26 protein-coding genes and 1 pseudogene are annotated in these 25,008 nt (G+C 62.2%); 15 read left to right on the plus strand and 12 right to left on the minus strand.

The genetic code is table 11. The features are described 5' to 3' along the window. Positions 1 to 8: 8 nt before the first annotated feature. Entirely contained in the window at positions 9 to 527 is a 519-nt protein-coding gene (locus RHEC894_RS01385; RefSeq protein WP_010068283.1) for a GNAT family N-acetyltransferase, read from the plus strand. Between the two features lie 15 nt (positions 528 to 542). Here RHEC894_RS01385 and RHEC894_RS01390 read toward each other — a convergent pair whose 3' ends face one another. Continuing rightward, positions 543 to 1,154 (minus strand): HAD-IA family hydrolase, encoded by a 612-nt coding sequence (locus RHEC894_RS01390; protein ID WP_085735698.1) that lies wholly within the window; start codon positions 1,152 to 1,154, stop codon positions 543 to 545. Between the two features lie 133 nt (positions 1,155 to 1,287). Between RHEC894_RS01390 and RHEC894_RS01395 the strand changes: the two genes are divergently transcribed. From RHEC894_RS01395 to RHEC894_RS01405, 3 genes are all read left to right on the plus strand, one after another. Further along, on the plus strand, positions 1,288 to 2,313 hold the full coding sequence (locus tag RHEC894_RS01395; protein WP_085735700.1) for a histone deacetylase family protein: 1,026 nt from the start codon (positions 1,288 to 1,290) through the stop codon (positions 2,311 to 2,313). A 9-nt stretch (positions 2,314 to 2,322) separates the two neighbouring features. After that, on the plus strand, positions 2,323 to 2,874 hold the full coding sequence (gene recX, locus RHEC894_RS01400) for a recombination regulator RecX (RefSeq protein WP_085738812.1): 552 nt from the start codon (positions 2,323 to 2,325) through the stop codon (positions 2,872 to 2,874). A gap of 93 nt (positions 2,875 to 2,967) precedes the next feature. Next, positions 2,968 to 3,861: an EamA family transporter gene (locus tag RHEC894_RS01405; protein ID WP_085735702.1), complete on the plus strand. Its 894-nt coding sequence runs from the start codon at positions 2,968 to 2,970 to the stop codon at positions 3,859 to 3,861. A 3-nt stretch (positions 3,862 to 3,864) separates the two neighbouring features. Here the strand turns inward: RHEC894_RS01405 and RHEC894_RS01410 are convergent, their stop codons facing one another. Continuing rightward, positions 3,865 to 4,332, minus strand: coding sequence for a truncated hemoglobin (locus RHEC894_RS01410; protein ID WP_085738813.1), 468 nt, complete (start codon positions 4,330 to 4,332; stop codon positions 3,865 to 3,867). A gap of 171 nt (positions 4,333 to 4,503) precedes the next feature. On the opposite strand from RHEC894_RS01410, the gene mbfA reads away from it, so the two are divergent. Then, complete coding sequence (gene mbfA / locus RHEC894_RS01415) at positions 4,504 to 5,487, plus strand: iron exporter MbfA (RefSeq protein WP_085735703.1); 984 nt, start codon at positions 4,504 to 4,506, stop codon at positions 5,485 to 5,487. A gap of 229 nt (positions 5,488 to 5,716) precedes the next feature. On the opposite strand, the gene RHEC894_RS01420 is transcribed toward mbfA, so the two are convergent. Together RHEC894_RS01420 and RHEC894_RS01425 are read right to left on the minus strand one after the other, a co-directional pair. After that, positions 5,717 to 6,316: a transglutaminase-like cysteine peptidase gene (locus tag RHEC894_RS01420; RefSeq protein ID WP_085735704.1), complete on the minus strand. Its 600-nt coding sequence runs from the start codon at positions 6,314 to 6,316 to the stop codon at positions 5,717 to 5,719. Positions 6,317 to 6,481: 165 nt separating this feature from the next. Continuing rightward, complete coding sequence (locus RHEC894_RS01425) at positions 6,482 to 7,306, minus strand: alpha/beta hydrolase (protein WP_085735706.1); 825 nt, start codon at positions 7,304 to 7,306, stop codon at positions 6,482 to 6,484. Positions 7,307 to 7,484: 178 nt separating this feature from the next. On the opposite strand from RHEC894_RS01425, the gene infC reads away from it, so the two are divergent. The 5 genes from infC to pheT all read left to right on the plus strand — a co-directional run bounded on the left by infC (position 7,485) and on the right by pheT (position 12,652). Next, on the plus strand, positions 7,485 to 8,021 hold the full coding sequence (gene infC / locus RHEC894_RS01430) for a translation initiation factor IF-3 (protein WP_085738814.1): 537 nt from the start codon (positions 7,485 to 7,487) through the stop codon (positions 8,019 to 8,021). A gap of 312 nt (positions 8,022 to 8,333) precedes the next feature. Then, entirely contained in the window at positions 8,334 to 8,537 is a 204-nt protein-coding gene (gene rpmI / locus RHEC894_RS01435; protein WP_003570998.1) for a 50S ribosomal protein L35, read from the plus strand. A gap of 38 nt (positions 8,538 to 8,575) precedes the next feature. Further along, a complete protein-coding gene (gene rplT, locus RHEC894_RS01440) occupies positions 8,576 to 8,980 on the plus strand; it encodes a 50S ribosomal protein L20 (RefSeq protein WP_010067047.1) in 405 nt (134 codons plus the stop codon). A gap of 149 nt (positions 8,981 to 9,129) precedes the next feature. Beyond that, a complete protein-coding gene (gene pheS, locus RHEC894_RS01445) occupies positions 9,130 to 10,212 on the plus strand; it encodes a phenylalanine--tRNA ligase subunit alpha (RefSeq protein WP_085735707.1) in 1,083 nt (360 codons plus the stop codon). A 16-nt stretch (positions 10,213 to 10,228) separates the two neighbouring features. Beyond that, complete coding sequence (gene pheT / locus RHEC894_RS01450) at positions 10,229 to 12,652, plus strand: phenylalanine--tRNA ligase subunit beta (protein ID WP_085735709.1); 2,424 nt, start codon at positions 10,229 to 10,231, stop codon at positions 12,650 to 12,652. Positions 12,653 to 12,707: 55 nt separating this feature from the next. Here the strand turns inward: pheT and RHEC894_RS01455 are convergent, their stop codons facing one another. Next, positions 12,708 to 13,067: a nuclear transport factor 2 family protein gene (locus RHEC894_RS01455; RefSeq protein WP_085735711.1), complete on the minus strand. Its 360-nt coding sequence runs from the start codon at positions 13,065 to 13,067 to the stop codon at positions 12,708 to 12,710. A 104-nt stretch (positions 13,068 to 13,171) separates the two neighbouring features. Next, positions 13,172 to 14,167, minus strand: a pseudogene (locus RHEC894_RS01460) (aldo/keto reductase). Between the two features lie 179 nt (positions 14,168 to 14,346). Between RHEC894_RS01460 and RHEC894_RS01465 the strand changes: the two are divergent. After that, positions 14,347 to 15,255: a LysR family transcriptional regulator gene (locus RHEC894_RS01465; protein ID WP_085735713.1), complete on the plus strand. Its 909-nt coding sequence runs from the start codon at positions 14,347 to 14,349 to the stop codon at positions 15,253 to 15,255. Positions 15,256 to 15,278: 23 nt separating this feature from the next. On the opposite strand, the gene RHEC894_RS01470 is transcribed toward RHEC894_RS01465, so the two are convergent. Continuing rightward, positions 15,279 to 15,776: a ferritin-like domain-containing protein gene (locus tag RHEC894_RS01470; protein ID WP_085735715.1), complete on the minus strand. Its 498-nt coding sequence runs from the start codon at positions 15,774 to 15,776 to the stop codon at positions 15,279 to 15,281. 113 nt (positions 15,777 to 15,889) lie between these two features. Here RHEC894_RS01470 and RHEC894_RS01475 point away from each other — a divergent pair, with 113 nt between their 5' ends. After that, positions 15,890 to 16,543, plus strand: coding sequence for a hypothetical protein (locus RHEC894_RS01475; RefSeq protein ID WP_206427912.1), 654 nt, complete (start codon positions 15,890 to 15,892; stop codon positions 16,541 to 16,543). Here the strand turns inward: RHEC894_RS01475 and RHEC894_RS01480 are convergent. After that, a complete protein-coding gene (locus tag RHEC894_RS01480; protein ID WP_085735719.1) occupies positions 16,533 to 16,976 on the minus strand; it encodes a GNAT family N-acetyltransferase in 444 nt (147 codons plus the stop codon). The genes RHEC894_RS01475 and RHEC894_RS01480 overlap by 11 nt on opposite strands. An 11-nt stretch (positions 16,977 to 16,987) precedes the next feature. After that, the gene (locus RHEC894_RS01485) at positions 16,988 to 17,935 is read right to left on the minus strand and encodes an aldo/keto reductase (RefSeq protein WP_085735721.1); all 948 of its coding nucleotides are present in this window, start codon (positions 17,933 to 17,935) and stop codon (positions 16,988 to 16,990) included. Positions 17,936 to 18,114: 179 nt separating this feature from the next. Between RHEC894_RS01485 and RHEC894_RS01490 the strand changes: the two genes are divergently transcribed. After that, positions 18,115 to 19,101 carry a Gfo/Idh/MocA family oxidoreductase gene (locus RHEC894_RS01490; RefSeq protein ID WP_085735723.1) on the plus strand — a complete coding sequence of 329 codons (987 nt, stop codon included), beginning with the start codon at positions 18,115 to 18,117 and terminating at the stop codon, positions 19,099 to 19,101. A 102-nt stretch (positions 19,102 to 19,203) separates the two neighbouring features. On the opposite strand, the gene RHEC894_RS01495 is transcribed toward RHEC894_RS01490, so the two are convergent. Further along, positions 19,204 to 19,581, minus strand: coding sequence for a GtrA family protein (locus RHEC894_RS01495; RefSeq protein WP_010065077.1), 378 nt, complete (start codon positions 19,579 to 19,581; stop codon positions 19,204 to 19,206). Next, positions 19,578 to 20,585, minus strand: a complete 1,008-nt coding sequence (locus tag RHEC894_RS01500) for a glycosyltransferase (RefSeq protein WP_085735724.1) — start codon at positions 20,583 to 20,585, stop codon at positions 19,578 to 19,580. Before RHEC894_RS01500 ends, RHEC894_RS01495 begins: the two co-directional genes overlap by 4 nt. A gap of 159 nt (positions 20,586 to 20,744) precedes the next feature. Here RHEC894_RS01500 and RHEC894_RS01505 point away from each other — a divergent pair, with 159 nt between their 5' ends. Further along, positions 20,745 to 22,589, plus strand: coding sequence for a hypothetical protein (locus RHEC894_RS01505; protein ID WP_085735726.1), 1,845 nt, complete (start codon positions 20,745 to 20,747; stop codon positions 22,587 to 22,589). Between the two features lie 24 nt (positions 22,590 to 22,613). Here RHEC894_RS01505 and RHEC894_RS01510 read toward each other — a convergent pair whose 3' ends face one another. Next, on the minus strand, positions 22,614 to 22,859 hold the full coding sequence (locus RHEC894_RS01510) for a hypothetical protein (protein WP_010068538.1): 246 nt from the start codon (positions 22,857 to 22,859) through the stop codon (positions 22,614 to 22,616). Positions 22,860 to 23,166: 307 nt separating this feature from the next. Between RHEC894_RS01510 and xseA the strand changes: the two genes are divergently transcribed. After that, positions 23,167 to 24,750, plus strand: coding sequence for an exodeoxyribonuclease VII large subunit (gene xseA / locus RHEC894_RS01515; RefSeq protein ID WP_085735728.1), 1,584 nt, complete (start codon positions 23,167 to 23,169; stop codon positions 24,748 to 24,750). The last annotated feature ends 258 nt before the right edge of the window (positions 24,751 to 25,008 follow it).

Raw genomic sequence — 25,008 nt, forward strand, 5'->3', positions numbered from 1 at the left:
AGAACAATATGCCGGACATTCGTACCCTTTCCGCCGACGAGGCGCGCGCCGCCATTCCGGCTCTGTCGGCGGTACTTGCCGATTGCGTCGCCGGCGGCGCCTCCGTCGGCTTCATGCAGCCCTATGGGCCTGAAGAGGCCGAACTCTACTGGCGCGATGTCGCCGATGCGGTCGGGGCGGGCGGCAATCTGCTGCTGGTTGCCGAACTGGAGGGTCAGATTGTCGGCACGGTGCAGGTGGGAGCCGCGCAGATGCCGAACCAGCCGCATCGCGGCGATCTGAAGAAGCTGTTGGTGCACCGCTCCGCCCGCGGGCGCGGCCTCGCCCGGCTGCTGATGGAGGCCGCCGAACGCGAGGCGGTCAGATACGGCAAGACACTGCTCGTGCTCGACACGGCAACCGGCAGCGATGCCGAGGCGATCTACCCGCGGCTGGGCTGGCAGCGCGTCGGCGTCATCCCCGATTATGCGCTGTGGCCGCAAGGCGGCTTCTGCGATACCACCCTGTTCTACAAACGGCTCGCCTGATTGCGCCCGTCCCGCCTATGCCCACTTTGCGAAGATGGGAAGCGTCCCGGTGAGCGTCGCGCCCGCCGTCCATTGCGCCGCATTCCAACCGAACTGCCGCGCCGCTTCGACATTCGCCGCCATATCGTCGATGAAGGCGATTTCCCCGGGCGGCACGCCGGCACGTTCGGTCGCCAGCCGGAAGAAGTCGGGCGAAGGCTTGCTGTGCCCGAGCCCTGCGGAATAGATGATGTCGTCGAAATGTTCGCCAAGGCCGAGTTGCTCCATCAGGTAGCGCGCCCGCCTGTGCTCCTGGTTGGTCGCCAGGAAGAGTGTGACGCCGCTTTGCCTGAGCCCGGCGAGATCCGCCAGCAGATTGCGGTCGAGGCGGGAATCGTTCTCGAACCAGTAGTCGATCAGGACTGCGGCGCTGAGATGCGGCGCGATCTTTGCCAGCACGCCGGCGAGCCTTGGTTCCAGTGGCTCGCGGCCGATGATGATGTCACCCCAGTACGTCTGGAAGAACGCCTGCTGCAGCAGATCAGGCGGCAATCCGAGATCGCGCTCGAGATAGGTGAAGTGGGGCAGCCCGTCGGCCGGACGACCATGAATGAGCACACCGTCGACATCGACCATCAGCACCGTCATGCGGAAATTTCCTTCGGTCTTCAAACATCGGGAAGGTGAAGTCATCCCCGGTGTCGATCAAGGGCGCCGCGCCGGCTTTTTTGTCGCGGCCGAGCCATGTAAGTCTAGAATTTAAATCGAGGACGAATCCGAAATGCGCGTCATCTATTCCGAGGACCATAAGCTGCGCGATGCCAGGACCGAGCTTTACGCCGGCCAGCTGGTGGCGCCTTTCGAGGCGCCGTTCCGGGCCGAATGGATCCTGGCGGCGGTAAAAGAGGCCGGATTCCAGGATGTCGTGGCACCCGATGCGCATGGACTGGAAACGGCATGTAAGGTGCATGACCCCGCCTATCTCGATTTCCTCGCCACCGTCTGGGATCGCTGGGTGGCGGCCGGTTTTACCGGCGAGGCGATCGCCAATTCCTTCCCGGTCCGCCGCACCAGCCACCGCGTACCCGACAATATCGTCGGCGCGATCGGCCATTATGCCAATGCCGCCGATACCTCGATCACCAAGGGCTCCTACGAGGCGGCGATCGCTTCGATGCGTTGCGCGGTGACGGGCGCCGATTGGCTGAATGCCGGCAATCGGTTCGCCTTCGCGCTCTGCCGCCCGCCCGGCCATCACGCCGGCATCGATCTCTTCGGCGGCTACTGCTTCATCAACAATTCCGGCGTGGCAGCCCAGCGTCTGCTCGATCATGGTGCGAAGAAGGCCGCCGTGCTCGATGTCGATTTCCACCACGGCAACGGCACCCAGGATCTCTTTTATCACAGAGGCGATGTCTTCACCGCTTCGCTGCATGGCGACCCCATGCAGGCCTTTCCCTATTTCCTCGGCCATGCCGACGAGGAAGGCGAGGCGGCGGGCACTGGGGCCAACCGCAATTATCCGATGCCGCCGGGCACGCCCTGGGAGGTCTGGTCGTCGGCCCTTGCCGATGCGCTCGCCCGCATCAAGACCTTCGGCGCCGAGGCGATTGTCGTGGCGCTCGGCGTCGATACCTACGAACGTGATCCGATCTCCTTCTTCCAGCTGAAATCGGAGGACTTCATTCGCATGGGAGAGATGATCTCTGCCGCCGGCCTGCCCGTCGTCACCTGCATGGAGGGCGGTTACGGCGTGCCGGAGATCGGCCTCAACGTCGCCAATGTCCTCAAAGGTCTGGAAGCCTGATTGCTTGATATGACCGACGAGACCGTTCCATCCGATATTCCGACACCTCGCATGCTGAGCTGGGCGCGCAACTCCGCCATCTACCGCCTGGAGCGGCGGATGATGACGGAAAAGCAGCTGTTTGACGCCATCACCCGCAAGGCGAAGGAGAAGTTCGAGGATATCAGCGCGGCCCAACTCAAGGCCGTTGCCGATTTCGCGGTCAAATTTGCCTATGACAACAAGGTGCTCGACGATAGCGCCTATGCCGAGATCAGCACACGCTCTGCCGTGCGCGGCGGCAAATCGAAGCGCGCCATCGCCCAGAAGCTTGCTGCCAAGGGTGTCGCGAGCGACAAGGTCGAGGCTGCGCTCGGAGAGGCGGACGATCTCTATGCCGCGGCGATATTTGCCCGCAAGCGCGCCTTCGGCCCGTTCCGCCGGGTCGAGCTTGACGAAAAGCGGAAGGCCAAGGAGCTTTCGGCCTTCGCCCGCAACGGCTTCGGCTTCGGCATCGGCAGGCAGGTTTTCGAGATGAGTTTCGAAGATGCCGAAGAGGTCATTCTTGCCGGCCGTCGCTGATTTCGCATCAAGGCTCTTTCTGCCTGGATCAGAAGTTTGAATTTGTCGCTCGCGAGCCGTCTTTGTAGGAAGAGCGCATAATCGGGGGCGAGCATGGAAGAAAAAGCAAATGGCGGCGCGGGCACGCTGACGGCGGAGGCATCGACGGCATTCGGCGGCGTGGCGGCCGGCGGACTGATGTGCCTCATGTCCATGTCGTCGATCCAGTTCGGCGCGGCATTGTCCTCCTCGGCCATCGCCACCTATGGACCGGCCGGCGCTTCCTGGCTGCGCCTCGCCTTTGCGGCCATCATTCTCGCCGTCATCGTGCGGCCGCGTATCGCCAGTTACAGCAGTGCGCAATGGACGAGCGCTCTGGTTCTCGGCACGACGACGGCTTTGATGACCATGAGCTTCTTCGCCGCGATCGAGCGCATTCCGCTCGGCCTGGCCGTGGCGATCGATTTTCTCGGTCCGCTTTCCGTGGCCACCATCGGCTATGGCCTCGGCCGGCGTCTGATCTGGCCCCTCCTTGCCGGGCTTGGCGTTCTGGCGCTCGCCCATGATGGCCACGGCTGGGTTGGCAATATCGAGGGTATTTTCTTTGCGCTCGGCGCGGGAACCGGCTGGGCGATCTATATCGTCTTGACGAAAAAGATCGGTGCGAGCTTCAAGGGACTGGAAGGACTTTCCATGTCGCTGATGGTTGCCGCACTGGTCGCGACACCCTTCGGCTTTGCTGGCGCCGTGCCGGCGCTCGATGGCTACGGCCTGATTGAAATGGCGGGGCTTGCCATTCTGGTGCCGCTGCTCCCCTACACGCTGGAGCTGATCGCCTTGCGGCGGATGCCGACAGCCTCCTTTGGTATTCTGATGAGCCTCGAACCGGCCATTGCCGCACTCGCAGGCTTCGTCATCCTGGCCCAGCCGATGACGCTTCTGCAGATGGCCGGGACGGCCCTCGTCGTCGCCGCAAGCGCCGGCGCGACCTTTTCGGCCAGGCAATAAAGATCAGCCCGTCTTCTTTGCCGGATCGTCGAGGGCAGGATTGTAAAACAGCGACAGCGTCAGGCTCTTGGCGATCCGCTCCGCCGTCGCCATGAACCAGGCCTTGGCTTCCGACGAGGGGGCGAGATCGTCGAGCGTTGCGGCAAACAGCGCCAGCCATTTGGGAAAGAGATCGGGCGTCAGGTTCGAAACGCCGGCATGCGCCTGCACCGGCTTGCCGCCATAGGCGCCGCTGCGGAAGGCGACGGCCGACCAGAAGCCCTTCATCTTCTCCATATGTTCCGGCCAGCGGCCGGAAAGCCTGGCGTCGAACACCGGCCCGAGATCGGGATGGGCAAGCACGCGCCCGTAAAAAGTCTCGACCAGCCTGTCGATGAAGGCGTCGTCGACCCCCATTGCCTTCATCTCGGCCTCCGCCCTTTCGCGGATCGCCGCGACATGGGCAGGGCGGCCCTGAATCTCATTGTCCATCATAAACCCCGGCGCCGCGTGATGCGGCAGTCCTCATATAGGTGTTTGCGGCGGCGAGCCAAAGTCGCCTGTGCCGCTTGCGGCAATCTGTCAGCCGGCCTGCGGCATGCCCTTGACCGTAACCGCCGCCTTCTCTAGATTTAGAATTATTCTAAATTATTGGAGAAGGTCATGCTGGCGCGGTTTTTCAGATCCTCGAAACGGTCTTTCGACTCGCTGTCCGAGCAGGAAATCCTTGCCCTGGCCATCGCCTCCGAGGAGGACGATGCCCGCATCTATCTCGCCTATGCCGACAGGCTGCGCCGCGACTTCCCGGCCTCGGCCAAGGTCTTCGAGGATATGGCCGAGGTCGAGGACACGCATCGCAAGTCGTTGTTCGAAATCCATCGCCAGCGTTTCGGCGAGCGTATTCCGCTGATCCGGCGCGAGCATGTGCAGGGCTTTTATGAGCGCAAGCCCGATTGGCTCAGGGCAAACCTGTCGCTGGATGCGATGCGGCAGGAGACGGAAGCCATGGAGGAGCAGGCCTACCGTTTTTACGTCGAAGCGGCAAAACGCACCTCGGACGCCTCGACGCGCGAACTTCTCGGTGATCTCGCACTTGCCGAACAGGGGCATGAAGATATCGCCCGCATGCTGGGCGACAAACATACGCCCGAGGATGTCAAGCGCGACGAGAACGAGGCGGTGCATCGGCAATTCGTGCTGACCTATGTGCAGCCGGGTCTTGCCGGGCTGATGGACGGCTCGGTCTCGACACTGGCGCCGATCTTCGCCGCCGCCTTCGCCACACAGGATACCTGGCAGACCTTCCTCGTTGGCCTTTCGGCCTCCGTCGGCGCCGGGATTTCGATGGGCTTCACCGAAGCCGCTCATGACGACGGCAAGATCTCCGGCAGGGGCTCGCCGGTCAAGCGCGGCCTTGCCTGCGGCATCATGACGGCGCTCGGCGGTCTCGGCCATGCACTGCCTTACCTGATCCCGCACTTCTGGACCGCAACGATCACTGCCGCGATCATCGTCTTCTTCGAACTCTGGGCCATCGCCTTCATCCAGAACCGCTACATGGAAACCCCGTTCCTGCGCGCCGCCTTCCAGGTCGTGCTCGGCGGCGGCCTGGTGCTCGGCGCCGGGATCCTGATTGGCAATGGGTGAGTTGCGGTCGGCGAAGCCGAGCAATCGATCCAGTGAATCGATTGCAGCAACGAACGCCCTGAGCCTAAAGCGAAGGGCCGGGAAACGGTGAGGCAAACCGATACCTTCTCTCATACGAGGGTGCGGCACTGCGGTCAGCCCTCATCGAGACTGGAAAGAGCGCATCTGCATCCCCCAAAAGCAAAGGCCGGCTTTCGCCGGCCTTTTCCCACATTCCCCCCGGAAATTCTTACCGCAGCGCGCCGACCAGAACGTCGCGGCCGTTCTCGATGGTGACCCAGCGGCCGGCATTGTAGCTCGACTGGCGCTTGACGAACGAATAGGGCGTGCCGAACCACGGCTTGACGTCGGAAGCGAGGTTGTCGAGCACGAAATCGCCCTCGGCGGTGCGCAGCGTCAGGACGGCATGGCCTTCGCCGTCGGGCTTGCGCACGACGGTCATCAGCAGGTCGGCTGCCGAAAATCCGCGCTGGATCAGCATGCGGCGCTTCAACAGCGCGAAATCCTCGCAGTCACCGGCAGTGGTCGGATAGGCCCAGACCTCATCCTTGCCGTAGATTTCCTTGTCGGTCATCGGCGTGATGGTGCGGTTGACGGTGGCGTTGACCGAACGCACCAGCGACCATTTTGCCGGGGTCATCTCGACCGGGCCGGAATTCCGGTTCGGACCGCATTCACTGCGGTGAATCTGACAGAAATCGTAGTGGCCGATCGGCTGCGAAGTGGCATTGCCTGTGACCATAGAAGCATTTCTGCTTGGGGCCGGTACGGCGGCTGTCGCCATCGCAAACACGGCCATCATGGCCACGAAGATACCCTTGATCCGCACGCCCGCTCTTCCTCGCATCGCCCCTTAATTATTAACAAAGTGTTAATGGAGAGGGCCGAGAAGAGTCAATCGTTACTTCTTGGGAGCACCTTGCGACTCGCCGGTATGGTTAAAATGCCACGGATCGGGGACTTGCTTCAGGGAGGATTTATCCGCCGTTGCTATTCAGGCGGGCATCTTCATATCCGCTGCCGAACGGATGATGCCTTTGACGGCGCCGAGGAGAAGCGCAATATCGCCGGGTCGGGAAAGGCGGTGGTCGCCGTCGCGGATGAAGGTCAGCACCACGTCGTCGGCGGGAAGATGCTCGACCAGTTTCATCGCATGCGCATACGGCACGTCGGCGTCTTTCATGCCCTGGAGGATATGCACCGGGCAGCCCGTTTCGATGATGCCGTCGAGCACCCGGTTTTGGCGGCCGTCCTCGATCAGCGCCCTGGTATAGATGTTCGGTTCCGGGCTGTATTGCGAACGCTCTTCGAAATAGCCGCGCTCGGCAAGCGACTTGCGCTCCCTGGCCTTGAGGTTCGGTTCGATCAGCTCGGAGGTGAAATCCGGTGCCGGTGCGATGAGCACCATGCCGACGAGCTTAGGGCCGCCCTGCCGGGCAAGTTCCTGCGCCAGCCTGAGCGCGATCCAGCCACCCATCGAGGAGCCGACGAGGATCACCCGGTCGGGGGCGACATGGCGGATGACGGCCAGCGACTCCTCCAGCCAGCGCGAGATCGTGCCGTCGCGGAAGCTGCCGCCGGAGAGTCCGTGACCGGAATAGTCGAGGCGGATGCAGGCGAGCCCGAGCTCCGCCGCCAGGCCATCGAGTTCCACGGCCTTGGTGCCGCTCATATCGGAGCGATAGCCGGATAACCACACGAGTGCCGGTGCCTCGCTGCCGGCTTGCGCCGGGCGGACGATGATAGCGATATCACGCGCCGCCTCACCTTCGCCGACCGTCAGCAACTGCGGCTGGGCATTCGGCATCTGATCGGACATCGGCGAAACTCCTGTTGTTTTGGCCTATAAAACAGATTCTTGGCAGGCTGACAGCGGGTGATTTTTCCGCTAAAGGATGATATTGACTCCGTTGCAGCAATGACGCGACACGTTTGTGCACCCTGATCGGGAGCGCGAGGCTGCAACATTCCGAAAACAACGCGAGGAGAATACGACCATTCGCAGACCTTTTAAAACCGACGCGCCCGTGAAGGACGGACCGCGCTCGAACCGTGAAATCCGCATTCCCAGGGTTCAGCTGATCGGGGCTGACGGCGAGAATATGGGTGTCGTGCCTACCGACCAGGCCCTGAGAATGGCTGAGGAAGCCGGCCTCGATCTCGTCGAAATTTCCCCCAATGTCGAACCGCCGGTGTGCAAGATCCTCGATCTGGGCAAGCTGAAATATGCCAACCAGAAGAAGGCTGCCGAGGCGCGCAAGAAGCAGAAGATCGTCGAAGTCAAAGAAATCAAGATGCGCCCTAATATCGACACCCATGATTATGAGGTGAAGATGAAGGCGATGGGTCGCTTCTTCGACGAAGGCGACAAGGTCAAGGTGACGCTGAAGTTCCGCGGCCGTGAAATGGCCCACCAGGAACTCGGCATGAGGCTTCTGCAGCAGGTCAAGGCCGATACGACCGAATTCGCCAAGGTCGAAGCCGAACCCAAGCTCGAAGGCCGCCAGATGATGATGGTGCTGGCGCCGAAGTAAGCGCCAGGCACTTTTTCGCCCCAAGGCCGTCCGCAAGGGCGGCTTTTGTGCTTTCAGGCATTGCGCTTTCGCGGTGGCTGAAGATTCCTCCGCGGCCCCGTTGCACTTTCAGGACGCTGCGGTTATAAGCGCGCGTCCGAACTGACCGGCAGGGCATGCCGTGGCAGTTTCGAATGCTTGCGGAACAGTTCGTCACTGAAGCCGCAGATCAACAACAAACGCTCCCGCACCTTGTTGCGACGGCCGGAGAACCGGACTTCGCGAGAGGGCTTTTTTGATAAAGCACGCAGGGAGAACAGAAGGAGTAGCAAAATGCCCAAGATGAAGACGAAGTCCTCTGCCAAGAAGCGGTTCAAGATCACCGCAACCGGCAAGGTCAAGGCTGCCGCTGCCGGCAAGCGCCATGGCATGATCAAGCGTACCAACAAGTTCATTCGCGATGCACGTGGCACCATGGTTCTCGCAGAACCGGATGGCCGCAAGGTTATCAAGAATTACCTGCCGAACGGTCTCTGAGACTCGTCCGCGAACGCTAGATTTAAGGAGATCATGATATGGCACGTGTAAAAAGGGGCGTCGCTGCCCATGCCAAGCACAAGAAGGTTCTGAAGGCCGCCAAGGGCTTTTACGGCCGTCGCAAGAACACCATCCGTACCGCAAAGGCTGCCGTCGATCGTTCGAAGCAGTACGCCTACCGCGACCGCAAGGTCAACAAGCGCAACTTCCGTGCGCTCTGGATCCAGCGCATCAACGCTGCTGTCCGCGAATTCGGCCTGACCTACGGCCGCTTCATCGACGGCCTGAACAAGGCTGGCATCGAAGTCGACCGCAAGGTTCTCTCCGACATGGCGATCCACGAGCCGGAAGCATTCGGCGCGCTGGTCAACGCTGCCAAGAAGGCTCTTGAGTATCTCAAGGAAGCCGGTACGGCGAACGAGTTTGAAGGCGCGGTCAAGTAACCAGCGCTTCCCAAGCTTTGAATTTATGATTTTGGGAAACCCGCGCTGGTTTGGGCTAGCGCGGGTTTTTCTTTCTTTATATTCCTTGCGCCGGCCGGCGCCTCCTGCCTCCCGATCGCCCGCCTGATACTGGACGGAAAGAAGTGACAATGTCAGATATCGACCAGCTCAACGCATCGCTGCGCGCCGAAATCGCCGCCGCCAACGACGAGGCGGCCCTGGAAGCCGTGCGCGTTTCCGCCCTCGGCAAGAAGGGCTCCGTCTCCGAGCTGTTGAAGACGCTCGGCGCCATGACGCCGGAAGAACGCCAGACCAAGGGCGCCGCGATCAACGTTTTGAAGAATGCCGTGACCGAGGCGCTGGCCGCCCGCAAGACGACGCTCCGCCAAGAGGCGATCAATGCCCGGCTGAAGGCCGAGACTGTCGACGTCAGCTTGCCGGTGCGTTCTTCACCCGCCGAGCGCGGCCGTATCCACCCGATCAGCCAGATCGTCGACGAGATCACTGCGATCTTCGCCGACATGGGCTTCTCGATCGCCGAAGGTCCCGACGTCGAGACGGATTATTACAATTTCACCGCGCTGAATTTCCCCGAAGGCCATCCGGCCCGCGAGATGCACGACACCTTCTTCTTCAATCCTGATGAGAATGGCGAGCGCAAGGTGCTGCGCACCCATACCTCGCCGGTACAGATCCGGACCATGGAGACGCAGAAGCCGCCGATCCGCATCATCATCCCCGGCAAGACCTATCGCCAGGATTCGGACGCCACGCATTCGCCGATGTTCCACCAGGTCGAAGGCCTGGTCATCGACAAGAAGGCCAATGTCGCCAATATCCGCTGGGTGCTCGAGGAGTTCTGCAAGACCTTCTTCGAGGTCGACAGTGTGACGATGCGCTTCCGCCCGTCCTTCTTCCCCTTCACCGAGCCTTCTTTCGAGGTCGATATCCAGTGCGACCGCTCTGGCCCGATCGTCAAGTTCGGCGAAGGCAGCGACTGGATGGAGATCCTCGGCTGCGGCATGGTCCACCCGAACGTGCTGCGTTATGGCGGGCTCGATCCGGACGAATATCAGGGTTTTGCCTGGGGCATGGGCCTCGACCGCATCGCCATGCTGAAATACGGCATGCCCGACCTGCGCGACTTCTTCAACGCCGACGTCCGCTGGATGACGCATTACGGCTTCCGCCCGCTCGACATGCCGACATTGTTCGGCGGCCTCAGCGTTTGAACGGAGAATTGAGACGATGAAATTCACGCTCTCCTGGCTGAAAGAGCATCTGGAAACCGATGCAACGCTCGATGAAATCTGCACGCGCCTCACCCAGATCGGGCTGGAGGTCGAGGATGTCGACGACAAGGCGGCATTCAAGCCCTTCGTCATCGCCAAAATTCTCTCGGCGGAAAAACATCCCCAGGCCGACCGCCTGAAGGTGCTGATGGTCGATACCGGTGCCGGTGCACCGGTGCAGGTCGTCTGCGGTGCGCCGAATGCGCGCGCTGGCCTCGTCGGTGCCTTTGCAGCACCCGGAACCTATGTTCCCGGCATCGACGTGACGCTTGCCGTCGGCAATATCCGCGGCGTCGAAAGCCGCGGCATGATGTGCTCCGAAAAGGAGCTGCAGGTATCCGACAGCCACGACGGCATCATCGATCTGCCGGAAGATGCGCCGGTCGGCACGAGCTATGCGACTTATGCCCACCTTGATGACCCGGTCATCGAGATCAATCTGACGCCGAACCGGCCGGACTGCACCTCGATCCACGGCATCGCCCGCGATCTCTCGGCCTCCGGCCTCGGCACGCTGAAGACCCGGCCGGCGCCGTCCTTCGCTACCGAAGGCGAGACGCCGGTGAAGCTGACGCTCGATCTCGACGATTCCAGGCTCTGCCCGGGCTTTTCGCTGCGTCTCGTGCGCGGCGTCAAAAACGGCCCGAGCCCGCGCTGGATGCAGCAGCGGCTCACCGCCATCGGCCTGCGTCCGATCAACGCGCTCGTCGATATCACCAACTACATGACCTTCGATCAGGGCCGGCCGATGCACGTCTTCGACGCCGCCAAGGTCAAGGGCAATCTCACCGTCCGCCGCGCCGCCGAAGGCGAGACCGTGCTGGCGCTCGACCAGCGCGAATACAAGCTCGGCCCGAACAACGTCGTCATCTCGGATGAAGACGGCATCGAATCGATCGGCGGCATCATGGGCGGCGAACATTCCGGCTGCGATGAAAACACCGTCGACGTGCTGATCGAATCGGCTCTCTGGGATCCGATGAACATCGCCAAGTCGGGCCGCAGCCTCGGTATCATCACCGATGCCCGCTACCGCTTCGAACGCGGCGTCGATCCCGAATATATGGTCCCCGGTCTCGAACGCACCACGGAACTGGTGCTGGAACTCTGCGGTGGTACGGCTGCCAGGGCCGAGGTCGTCGGCTATAAGGGTTATCAGCCGAAGATCGTCGATTTCCCCTATTCCGAGGTCAAGCGCCTGACCGGCCTCGATGTCTCGAATGAGGAAAGCGATACGATCCTGAGGCGTCTCGGCTTCAAGGTTTCCGGTTCCGGCGAACGGGTTTCCGTCGCCGTTCCCTCCTGGCGTCCCGATGTCGACGGCAAGGCCGATCTCGTCGAGGAGGTCATGCGTATCCACGGCGTCGATAACATCAAGCCGGCGCCGCTCGAAAGCCATGCCGCCGTCAACGGCAGGATCCTGACGACGCTGCAGATCCGCACCCGCATCGCCAAACGGGCGCTTGCGTCGCGCGGCATGCTCGAAGCCGTCACCTGGTCCTTCATTCCGGAAGATCAGGCAAAGCTCTTCGGCGGCGGTTCGCCGGCCTTGAAGCTTGCCAATCCGATCGCCGCCGAGATGTCGGATATGCGCCCCTCGCTGCTCCCGGGCCTGCTGAGCGCGGCCCAGCGCAATGCCGACAAGGGTTATGCCGACGTCGCCATCTTCGAGGTTTCCGGCACCTATGAGAACGACAGGCCGGAAGGTCAGCGTCGTGTTGCCGGCGGCATCCGCCGCGGCACGGCCTCGCTGGCTGGCGCCGGTCGCGCCTGGTCGAACGCCGCCAAGGGCGGCGGCAAGCCGGTCGACGTCTTCGACGCCAAGGCCGATGCGCTGGCTGTCATCGAAGCCTGCGGCCTGCCGATGGGCAATATCCAGATCGAGCAGGGTGGCCCGGAATGGTATCATCCCGGCCGCTCCGGCACGATCAAGATGGGGCCGAAGGTGGTGCTCGGCTATTTCGGCGAATTCCATCCGCTGACGCTGGAGGCGCTCGATGTCTCCGGTGCGCTCTGCGGCTTCGAAGTCTATCTCGATGCCATGGCCGAGCCGAAGAAGAAGGCGACCCGGACCAAGCCGGCGCTCGAGCTGTCACCTTTCCAGGTCGTGCGGCGCGATTTCGCCTTCGTCGTCGACAAGACGGTGGAATCCGGCGCCATCGTCAAGGCTGCCACCGGCGCCGACCGCAAGCTGGTGACCGGCGTCAACGTCTTCGACATTTTCGAGGGCGCATCGGTTGGCGAGGGTAAGAAGTCGGTGGCGATCGAGGTTCAGATCCAGCCGGTCGAGCGGACGCTGACAGATGAGGATTTCGAAGCGCTGACCCAGAAGATCGTCGCCAGCGTGACGAAATTCACCGGTGGCGTTCTCAGAAGCTGAGCTCTGCCCGTCTTCCCGCAAAACCATGGACCGGTCGCGAAAGCGGCCGGTCTTTTCACAGATGCAGATGGTAGAGCTTGCTGACGATCGTCCAGCGGCCGTCGATCTTCAGCAGTGAGAGATAGTCGGTAAAGCGCATTCCGGCGAAATCGTCGGTGACCTTGACGCTGGCGGCATCGCCTTCGACATCGACGCTCTGGATGTCCATGAAGGGCTGCGTGCCGGGCGGTGCCGGCTCCTCCGCCAGAATAGCGGCGATGAATTCGTCGCGCGTCAGCCATTCCACCGCATTCTGGTAATGGCCGATGATCGAGCTTTTCGGGTGAAAGGCCTTTTTCAAGGCTGCCTCATTGGCGAAGGCCATGCCTTCGACATAGAGGTGAACCGTCTGTTCGACTGCCTGCCTGTCCGACATGGTTCCATCCCGTTTTCCGAGATGACGTTAGATAGTTTCGCCTGCCGCGAAGGCAAGCCCGGCCCTTGCATCAGGCCGGGCTTTCGCTGTTTGTTTCGTCAGGCTCAGAGATTGGTCATGGAAAGCAAGGAGTCGGAATAGCGCTTGCCTGCCACCTCGGCGATGGGGATTATCCGGCCGAGCTGCTCGAGTTCCGCCGCACTGAGCGTGATATCGGCCGCAGCGGCGTTCTGTTCGAGATGGTGAAGCTTGCGCGCGCCGGGGATCGGCACGATGTCGTCACCCTGGCCCAATACCCAGGCCAGCGCCAGCTGCGCCGCCGTCACGCCCTTTTCGGCGGCAAGCTCTTCGAGCGTGGCGACGAGAGCGGCGTTGGCGTCGAAATTTTCCGCCTGGAAACGCGGCACCTGCCGGCGGAAATCGTCGGCGGCGAGATCCTCCGGTTTGCGGATCGCTCCGGTGAGGAAACCGCGGCCGAGCGGACTTTAGGGCACGAAGCCGATGCCGAGTTCGCGGCAGGTCGCAAGCACATCCTCCTCGGGATCGCGCGTCCAGAGCGAATATTCGCTCTGCAGCGCTGCGATGGGATGGACGGCGTGGGCGCGGCGGATGGTGGTGCTGCCGGCCTCCGAGAGGCCGAGCGCGCGGACTTTGCCTTCCCCGACCAGCTCGGCCATGACGCCGACCGTCTCTTCGATCGGCACATTGGGATCGACCCGATGCTGGTAGAGCAGGTCGATGGTCTCGATGCCGAGCCGCTTCAGCGAGGCCTCGGTGACCTCCCGCACATGCTCGGGACGGCTGTCGACCCCGGCGATGGCGGCAGCACCCGACTGGCTGGTATCGATCTTGAAGCCGAATTTGGTGGCGATCACCACGCGGTCGCGGAACGGTTTCAGTGCCTTTCCGAGAAGAACCTCGTTGGTGAAGGGGCCGTAAACTTCTGCGGTGTCGAAGAAGGTGACGCCGAGATCGATGGCGCGGTGCAGCGTCCTCACCGATTCCGCTTCGTCGCTGGCACCATAGGCAAAGCTCATGCCCATGCAGCCGAGGCCGACGGCAGAGACGGTGAGATCGTTTCCGAGTTTCCGGGTTTTCATCATGGGCTCCTTTTCTGAGCTGATTTTGAACCGCTGGAGCAGGATGCCGAAACGTGTTGGCGGTTATCGGATAACATCATGCTCGAAGAGGGGCGTTGCGGTACGGACAAACCATATCGCTGCGGTATCGATCAGAAAATACATGCAGTTTCTAACGGGCTGTTCTATCATTTCGATCAATGAACAGAACCCAGCTCTCACAACTCGCCGTTCTCGCCGCTGTCTCGGAGCATCGCAGCTTCCGCGCCGCGGCCAAGGAACTTCTCGTCGCGCCCTCGGCCATCAGCCATGCGATCTCCAGCCTGGAGGAAAGCCTGGGCGTCAGGCTTCTGGCGCGCACGACCCGCAGCGTCGCGCCGACGGAGGAGGGCCGCCTGCTGCTCGAACGGCTGCGTCCGGCGCTGGAGGAGATCGATATTGCGCTCGAGGCCGTCCGCGATACCCGCAGCAAACCGGCGGGAAACCTGCGCATCACAGCGCCGCGCTTTGCCTCCGATCTCCTGCTCGCCCCGCGCCTCGGCGACTTTCTCAATCTCTATCCCGATATCACCCTGGAGATCGCCAATGAGGATGGTTTCACCGATATCGTCAAGGAAGGTTTCGACGCCGGTTTAAGGCTGGAGGAGAGCCTGGAGGCCGATATGGTCGCGGTGAGATTCTCTCCCGATCTGACGACCGTGATCGCCGCGTCGCCCGAATATTTCGAGCGCTATCCGAAACCCGAACATCCGCGCGATCTCGTCCATCACCGCTGCATCAAGCGGCGCTTCACCAATGGCTCGATCTATCGCTGGGAATTCGAAAAGGACGGGCAGGAACTGGTCGTTGCGGTCGACGGGCCGCTTGTTGTCAGCGAAGACAGGCTGGCTCTGCTGGCGGCACTGAATGGCGCCGGCCTTGCCTATCTTTTCGATATGCGGGTGCATGCCGAACTGGCGGGCGGCAGGCTGGTGCGGGTGCTGGAAGATTGGTGCGCGCCCTATTCCGGGCCGTTTCTCTATTATCCCAGCCGCCGGCAGATGCGGCCGGCGCTGCGCGCGTTCATCGATTTCTTCAGGCATGTGGAGAAGGATACGGGCGGCCGGTAGGGCCGCCGCCCGTTCGCAAGCCGTCAGGCAGCCTTCGCCTTCTGGTTTGCCGCCGTGGCGGCAAGCTGGGAAAGGGTCTTGTCGGTGGCCGTTTCCTGTTGCAGTGTCTGATCGAGAAGGCCGACGACATCCTTGTGGCCGAGCGTCGCGGCCCAGGTCTTCAGCGTGCCGTAGCGGGCGATTTCATAGTGCTCGACGGCCTGGGCGGCCGAGATCAGCCCGGCATCCAGCGCCGGCGTGCCCTTGAATTCCTCCATGATTTCCTCGCCCTCAGCGATAATGCCCTGGATCGCCTCGCAGGTCTTGCCCTGGGCACGTTTGCCGATCTTGTCGAAAATCTGCTGCAGGCGCTCGACCTGGCCTTCGGTTTCCTCAAGGTGCTTCTGGAAACCCGCCTTCAGTTCGGAGGATTGCGCTGCGCGTGCCATTTTCGGCAGGGCGCGCAGGATCTGCCGTTCGGCGAAATAAATATCCTTCAGCGTGTCGTAGAATAGATCTTCCAGCGTCTTTTCCTTGGCCATGTTCTCGATCCTTGTTTTGGGAAAGGCCGCGAATGCGGCGACACCTTAAGAAGCGAACTTTGCCCAAATTGTTCCCGATCGATTTCGGGTGGACTGGAAATCTGCTCCGGGCGATGTTTCCAGCCGTCGATGTGGGAGGAAGAGAGAAAATGCGAAAGCCGAATTCGATGAAAGGTTTGGAGGATCTCGGCCGCGTGCGGCTGTCGCAAAACTTCTTCTTTCGCGATTTCCTGCATTCCGAAATCGCCGATTTCTATCGCATTCCCAATATCCCCGAGGATCCCGACCTGGCGATCGAGGCGGGCAGGAGGCTTTGCCGGGAATTGCTCGAACCGCTGGAAGCGACCTTCGGCCGTCTGCACATCCGCTCCGGCTACCGCGCGCCTGCCGTCAACCGGTTCGGCAACGAAAACAAGCTGAATTGTTCGACCAATGCCGCCACCGCGGCGCATCACATCTGGGATATGCGGGACTTCGACGGCTGCATGGGCGCGGCAGTCTGCATCGCCGTGCCGTGGATGCTCGACCGCTACAGCGACGAAAGCGACTGGCAGCGGCTCGCCTGGTGGATCCACGACCATCTGCCCTATGCCTCGCTCTGCTTCTTCCCGAAGCTATGGGCCTTCAATATCCAGTGGCACGAGCGGCCGAGGCGGGTGATCCAGAGTTATATCAGCCCGCGCGGCACACTGACCAAGCCGGGCATGGCGAACTGGGAAGGCGATCATTCCGAATGGTATAAGGGATTTCCGACGCTCAGAGCGTGATGCGGTAGCGGATATGGCCGTCGCTCTCGACATAGCTGTCGTAGAGCGCCCGTGCCGTTTTATTCTGCTCGCTCGTATGCCAGTAGAGCCGCGACCACCCCTTCGCCTTGCCGAGCGCGACGAGATCGTCGATCAGAGCCCGCCCGACGCCTTTTCCCCGAGCATCGGGATCGACGAACAGGTCTTCGAGATAGCAGTCCTTGTTGCGGATCCACGTGCCCTCATGGGTGAGATAGAGCGCAAAGCCCATGATCCTGCCGTCGACCTCGGCGACGCGCATGGCGATCGCCGACGCCGGATCGAAAACCCGGCGCCATGTCAGATCGCTGATATCGGCATCGATCGTGACCGCGTAAAAGGCGAGATAATCAGCCCAGAGTTCGCGCCAGCGCGCTTCGTCCCCGGGGTGGGCATCGCGGATCGTCGCGGTCATGGATGTTCCTTTCAGGCGCCGGCTTCGTCGAGCAGCGCCATCGCCTCATCGGAAAGCGCAAGTGTCGCCGATTTCACCAGGCTTTCAAGCTGCGAAAGGCTGGTGGCGCTGGCGATCGGCGCCGTCACGCCCTTCTTGCGCAACAGCCAGGCGAGCGAAATTTCCGCGGGCTTGGCGCCGGTTTCGGCTGAGATCTTGTCGAGCACGGCCAGAATACGCAGCCCCTTGTCGTCGAGATATTGCGAAACGCGGCGTTCGCGGGCGCGGCCCTGCGTATCGTTCTTGCTGCGGTATTTGCCGGTGAGGAAACCGGCGGCGAGGCTGAAATAGGTGATGACGCCGATATCCTGGCTGACGCAGAGCTCGGCGAGCGGCCCCTCGAAGCTCGCGCGCTCGTAGAGATTATATTCCGGCTGCAGCACGTCGTACCGCGGCAGCCCGGCCTTTTCGGCAGCGTCGAACGAGGCCTGCAGCAGCGCCGCATCATAATTCGAGCAGCCGATGGCGCGGATCTTGCCCTGCTGCTTCAGCTTGGCATAGGCGCCGAGCGTTTCTTCGTGCGGCGTATCGGCATCCGGCCAATGCGAGAGATAGAGGTCGATATAGTCGGTCTGCAGCCGGCTGAGCGAATCCTCGACAGCCTTCAGGATATAGCTTTCCTTGAGCGTCTTTCCCTGTCCCATGTCCGAGCCGACCTTGGTGACGATGACGGCCTTGTCGCGAGAGATATTCGATTGCTTCAGCCAGCGCCCGATGATCTCCTCGGAATCGCCGCCCTTGTTGCCGGGAACCCATGCGGAATAGACATCCGCCGTATCGATGGTGTTGAGCCCTGCGTCAAAGAAGGCGTCGAGAATGGCCAAAGATGTTTTCTCGTCGGCCGTCCAGCCGAAGACATTGCCGCCGAAGACGATCGGCGAAATCGAAAGACCTGTTTTTCCAAGCCGGCGCATTTCCATGGCGCTCTCCAAAATGACTGAAATGTTTCGAAATTACTGATACGGCAGGACACCGCCTGAACCAACCTAGCGCGATCCCGGCATCAGGGAAACCAAACTTCCGTGATTTCCGGTCGCGCCATTGCGCCGCAGCTAGGGCCTGAATAAGGTTCGTGGACATCAGCTTTGGGAGATTGATCATGTTGCGCTTCGGTATCCTTTCAACGGCGAAGATCGGCCGCGACAATGTCGTTCCGGCAATCCAGGATGCGGAAAACTGCGTCGTCACGGCGATTGCCAGCCGGGATCTCACGCGGGCAAGGGAGATGGCCGACCGCTTCTCGGTGCCGCATGCCTTTGGTTCCTACGAGGAGATGCTGGCCTCCGACGTCATCGACGCCGTCTATATCCCACTGCCGACTTCCCAGCATATCGAATGGTCGATCAAAGCAGCGGATGCCGGCAAGCACGTGCTCTGCGAAAAGCCGATTGCGTTGAAATCAGGCGATATCGACGATGTGATCGCTGCCCGCGACCGCAACCGCGTGGTGGTCAGCGAAGCCTATATGATCACCTATTCGCCGGTCTGGCAGAAGGTGCGCGCGCTGATCGAGAAGGGTGCGATCGGTTCGCTCCGGCATGTGCAGGGCGCCTTCACCTATTTCAACCGCGACGCCGCCAACATGCGCAACATTCCCGAACTTGGTGGCGGCGGCCTTCCCGATATCGGCGTCTATCCCGTCATGAGCACCCGTTTTTCCACCGGCAAGGAGCCGCTGCGGATCCAGGCGATCACCGAGCGCGATGCGGATTTCGGCACGGATATCTATTCGAGCGTCAAGGCCGATTTCGGCGATTTCGAGCTGAGCTTCTATATCTCGACGCAGATGGCCAACCGTCAGGTCATGGTCTTCCACGGCACCGACGGCTATATCGAGGTCAAGTCGCCGTTTAACGCCAATCGCTGGGGGCCGGAGGAGATCGAGCTCGCCGACCGCAGCCACAATGAATCGCGCATCTTCCGCTTTCAGGACAGCCGGCAATACCGGCGTGAGGCCGAAGCCTTCGCCCGGGCGGTGAAGGACGGCAAGGAAGAGATCGTCACGCTCGAAAATTCGAAGCTGAACCAGAAGGTGATCGACGCGATCTACCGCGCCAGCGAAAAGGACGGCTGGGAAGCGGTCTAGCGCATAACCCCGAAAAGCGGATCGATTTTCGGAAAGGATTATGCGCAGATTCAAAGTGCTACAGTGTCTTCTGCGGGTCCGAAAGGGCGCGCGGCGCTGTCATTATTCGGCGCGGAAGACGAAGCGCGAATAGCCGAAGAAGCTGAAGACCATCGAGGCGATGCTGGCGATTACCATCGCCGCAAGCGGCTGGAGGGCCGGCAGCGATAGCAGAAGGGCGGAATATAGCCCGTAATTGACCAGCGCCGCCGTGACGCCGACCGAGCCGTAACGGAAGCCTTCGGCGGCAAGCGAGCGGCCGGAGCGGTCGAAGGTGAAGCTCCGGTTGAAAGCCCAGGTCGCCGCCATCGCCAAGGCGATTGCAATGAGCCGCGCCAGAAATGGCCCGAGCGGCGTCAGCTCGAGCAGTATCGACAGGATGCCGGCATCGACGAGGAAGCCGATGCCGCCGGCGATGGCAAAGCGGATGAGCTTTCTCATGCCGCATCCGCCTTGCTGCGACCGGGGCGCTCTATCGGCCCTCTTTCGCTGAGCGGCGGTTTCATCGCGCTCGGCGTCTCCAGGCTCATATAATGGATGCGAAGCTGTTCGGCGCGGGCGCGTGCAACGGAATCCAGGATGACGCCGGCGGTGAACAGCATGAAGGAGATCATCATCAGCGCCATCGACAGCACCCAGGTCGGCATGCGGCTGACCAGGCCCGTCTGGAAATATTCCGCCAGCACCGGGGCCATGAAGCCGAGGCTCGTCAGCATGAAGGCGGCGCTGATCGCGCTGAAGAAGGCGAAGGGCCGCGTCTCCTTCATCAGCATCGCGAACATCCAGAGGATCTTGGCGCCGTCACGGAAGGTCGAAAGCTTGGAATGCGATCCTTCCGGCCGGCGGCCGTAATCGAGCTCCAGCTCGCTGACCGGCAGCTTCAGCCGGGAGGCGTGCACGGACATTTCGGTCTCGATTTCGAAGCCGCCCGATACCGCCGGGAAGCTCTTGACGAAACGCCGTGAAAAGGCGCGGTAGCCGGAAAAGATGTCGGTGAAATCAGGGCCGAAGATCATCCGGTAGAGCAGGTTGAACAGCCGGTTGCCGAGCGCATGGCCGTGACGGCCGGCATCGTCATGCACACCGCGCCGGGTGCCCACCACCATGTCGGCGCGCTCCGTCAGCAGCGTGCGCACCAGCTCCTCGGCATCGGCGGGCGTGTAGGTTCCGTCGCCGTCGGCGATGATATAGATGTCGGCGTCGATGTCGGCGAACATGCGGCGCACGACATGGCCTTTGCCTTGGCGCCGCTCGCGCACGACATGCGCGCCGGCAAGCATCGCCTGCAGCGCGGTCCCGTCGGTGGAATTGTTGTCGTAGACATGGATCGCCGCATCCGGCAGCGCCGCCCGGAAGCCTCGCACGACAGGGGCGATCGTCGCGGCCTCATTATAGCAGGGAAGCAGGACGGCAATGTCCAGTTTATCGGTACGCGATCGGGCCATGACTTTACTCGTTACACAAAAGCCGTGCCGAGCCTAAACCACCCGGCGTTAATAAGACCCTATGACGCAGGTGAAATCCGTCGCGGCGGCCAACGGCTTTACACTTTCTTGATCGGCGGCGGCTAAGGTTTGGCATCTGGAAACGGACCGCTAACCACGATGAACGCTGTGCAGCCGATCGCCAATGCATCATTCGCGACCGCCACCCCCAAGGGAAAGGTGTCCGGCCTGCTGACGCGGCTGTGGCCAACCGTCATTGCCTATAGCGTCATTTTCGCCGCGGTCATCCTCGTCGCCAAGTTTTACCGCGCCACCGATTATGTCGGCCCCGACAATGACGACGGAATGCGTCTGGTCGAGGTGCGGGATTTATTGGGCGGGCAAAGCTGGTTCGATCTGATGCAATACCGTCTTGGTATCGACGGCGGCACGCTGATGCACTGGTCGCGGCTGATCGATCTGCCGATCGCCTCGCTGATCCGGCTCTTCGGCCTGTTTGCGCCCCCCGAGACGGCCGAGGCGCTGGCACTCGCCGTCTGGCCCCTGTCGCTCATTCTGCCCGCCATGCTCGCCATGGCCGTTGCCGGCCGGCGCATCGGCGGGGTTGCCGGCATGCACATCAGTCTCGTCCTGACCGGTCTTGCCATCTATACCGGAAGCCGCTTCGCGCCGGGCGCCATCGACCATCACAATGCCCAGCTGGCGCTGGTCGCGACGATGGTGGCGATGCTGCTGGACCCGGAGCGTCGCGGCTGGAATTATGCGGTCGCCGGTATCGCGGCCGCCGTCGCCATTGCCATCGGCGCCGAGACGACGCCCTTCGTCGCTGCCGTCTGCCTGACCGTTGCCCTGCTCTGGGCCTGGGAGGGTGAAAACTTCGCCGTCGCCGCTCGCTCCTTTGGACTGGCGCTGGCGATTGCGATCAGCATCCTCTTTGTCGCAACGGTGCCGCCCCGGCTTTATTCGATGGTCACCTGCGATAATCTCTCGCTCGGTTACTACAGCCTGGCGGCAATCGGCGGCGGACTATTGCTGTTTTCGGCGGTTTTTGCGAGCCGCCTGCGCCGGCCCATGCGCTTTGCGGCGCTGGCCGTCGTCGGCGCCGGCGTTCTCGGTTCGGCTGTTGTGATCGCCCCGCAATGCCTGAGCAATCCGCTGGCCGGTCTTGATCCGATGCTGGTCGAACTCTGGCTGAGGAATGTTACGGAGGCGCAGTCGATTTTCGGTGTCGCACGGACCGATTCCTTTTCGGTCGGCGCCTTTTATGCGGCGGGCCTGTTCGGCATCGCCGTCTGCATCTTCCGCATCGCCCGGCGCGACCGCACCCAGATCCACCTGATCCTGCTCGTCCTGCTCGCGACAAGCTGGGCCATCGCGCTGGTCCAGGTGCGCGGCTCCACCTTCTCGAACCTGCTTTCCATTCTGCCGCTTGCTTTGCTGATCATCGATGTCAGGCGTATCTCCAACGACGACAGCGAGAATGTCGCTGCCGCCTTCGTCTATGTCGTGACCGTGCTCGCAAGCGTTCCGGCCGCCTGGGCCGTCGGCGGCGGGCTTGTCTCGCGGCAGGTGGAAAATGATGTGCAGAAGCAGGCGACGGCGGCAAAGGAGCATTCCTGCAAATCGAAAGCAGCGCTGGCGCCGCTTGCCGGGCTTCCGGCCGGGCTGATCGCCGCCCCGTCGGAAATGGGCGTGCCGATCCTCCGCTTCACGGAAAATCGGGTTCTCTCCGCACCCTATCACCGCAATCAGGGCGGCATGCTGACGGAATTGCATATCGGCCTGGCGGAGCCGCAGGAGGCGGAAGCCTTCCTGAAAGGAGCCGGCGTCACGATGCTGGCCTTCTGCCAGGATGACCCGCAGACGCATCAACTCGCCAAGCTGAAGCCGGATGGTCTCTATGCTGAGCTCGGCAAGGGAAATATCCCGCCCTATCTGGAGCCGCTGCCGAAGGCGCCGGATGCCGGCGTTCAGTTCTTTCGCTATCGGCCGGCGACGAATTGACGCCGCCAGTTGTGCGGGCAGTCTTTAGTGGGAAACGCGCGGCGCGCGGCGAAGACGCGAACTGGCGTAGAGCCCGAGAACGAAGAGCATGAGGCCGGCATTATAGCCGAGAACGGCATAGACGAATGCCAGAATTGACACCGGCCCGGGCGAGGTTATCGCCGCCACGGCGAATGTCATTCCGATCAGCGCGGCGACCAGCGCGATGGCGGCGGCCGAGCGCATTTGCCCGGCGCTGACGCCCAATGCTGCTGCTGTGAGAATAATCATTTCAGCACCTTCCCAGAGATAACGAGGGGAAGCATAGGAAGCGCCAGCTAACGAAGACTTACCGGCCGTCGTAGCAGAAAAGCCTTTGTATTACGGTGGTTAGCAATCCCTTTCGTGTAAAACGCGAATTGTAACTATCCGTTCCGCAACCAAACTAATTTAGGCGATTTCGCTCTCGGTCGCCACGCCGGCCGAGCTCGACGGCGCAACGTCGTCGTCGGCCGGTTGCCGATTTCAATAGGCAGGAAAACGGCCTCCGCATCGATGTCGACCTTCCCGTTTGCCGCCGATGCGCTAGAAAGAATGAATGAGCAATGTCTTCGACAGCGATTCGCCGACCAACCTTGCCGAATATTCGGTTTCGGAGCTTTCCGGCTCGATCAAGCGCACCGTCGAAACGGCCTTTGACCAGGTTCGCGTGCGCGGCGAAATATCGGGCTATCGTGGTCCGCACTCCTCGGGTCACGCCTATTTCGCGCTGAAGGACGACCGCGCCCGCATCGACGCCGTCATCTGGAAGGGCACCTTCTCGCGGCTGAAATTTCGCCCGGAAGAGGGCATGGAGATCATCGCCACCGGCAAAGTCACGACCTTTCCCGGTTCCTCCAAATACCAGATCGTCATCGAGACGCTGGAGCCGGCCGGTGCCGGCGCGCTGATGGCGCTGATCGAGGAGCGCAAGCGCAGGCTCGGCGCCGAAGGCCTGTTCGATGCCGCCCGCAAGAAGCGGCTGCCCTTCATGCCCAGGGTGATCGGCGTCGTCACCTCGCCGACCGGCGCCGTGATCCGCGATATTCTCCATCGCATCTCCGATCGTTTTCCCGTGCATGTCCTCGTCTGGCCGGTGAAGGTGCAGGGGGAGGGGTCAGGCGAGGAGGTGGCGAACGCCATTCGCGGCTTCAACGCCCTAGAGTCGGCCGGCGCCATCCCGCGCCCGGACGTGCTGATCGTCGCACGCGGCGGCGGCAGTCTTGAGGATCTCTGGAGCTTCAACGACGAAATCGTCGTGCGCGCAGCCGCCGAAAGCCGGATACCGCTTATCTCGGCTGTCGGACACGAAACCGACTGGACGCTGATCGATTATGCCGCCGATGTCCGCGCGCCGACGCCGACGGGGGCTGCGGAAATGGCGGTGCCTGTCAAGGCGGAGTTGGAAGCCCAGGCCGCCGCCCTTGCCGCGCGCCTCCAAGGCTGCATGAACCGGCAGATGGATCAGCGCCGCCAGTCCGTCCGCGCCCTGATGCGGGCTCTGCCGTCGCTCGATCAGCTTCTCGCCCTGCCGCGCCGTCGTTTCGACGAGGCGGCGGCCGGCCTCGGCCGCGGGCTGGAACTCAACACCATCAACAAACGCCGCGGCTTCGAACGCGCCGCCTCGCATCTGCGCCCCGATATGCTCTCCAACCGCATCGCCGAGCGCCGCCAGACGCTGAACGAGCGCATGGTGCGGGCCGAGCGCATGGTCGAGCGGCTGATCGACCGGTCGAAATCTCGCGTCGGCCGCGCCGAGGCGGTCTTCGCCACACTGCCCGCCCGCCTGCAGGCGCAGACCGGCCGCGCCCGTGACCACCTCGCCAATCTCATCAGGCATGCCGACACCGCGACGTCCCATCGGCTGATCCGCGCAAAAGCCGCGCTTGCGGCGCAGGATCGCGTGCTACAGTCGCTCTCCTACAAGAATGTGCTGAAGCGCGGCTACGCAGTGATCCGCGACGAAGAGGACAGGCCGGTGTCGCAGGCTTCAGCTCTTTCGACGGGTGCCGCAGTCTCGATCGAATTTTCCGACGGCCGCATCGGCGCGGTGACCACGGAGGGCGGGGCACCGCCTGCCTCGCTGAAGAAGCGGCCTGCGAGGGAAGCCGGCGATCCGTCGAAGCAGGGAAGTCTGTTTTAGAGCGGTTCCGTGACGGCGGAGTGCGAGCGCCGTGCTTGCGGCCGTGGGTCCTCGGGTCAAGCCCGAGGACGACGGAGGGTGGGGGAGGCGATGCGGCAAGGACCGCAAACTCAGCGGTGATCTTGTTGCATTGCCGTGCCCTATTTTGCGCGATCCCTACGCAAAACCGCCCCCGTATTCTGCTGGAATTCCCCAGACGTCTCGCCTCCTGCCGATCACGTCCCACACTCTCCGTCCTGCTCGGGCTTGACCCGAGCA

Source organism: Rhizobium sp. CIAT894 (assembly GCF_000172795.2).
In the GTDB taxonomy this organism is placed as follows: domain Bacteria; phylum Pseudomonadota; class Alphaproteobacteria; order Rhizobiales; family Rhizobiaceae; genus Rhizobium.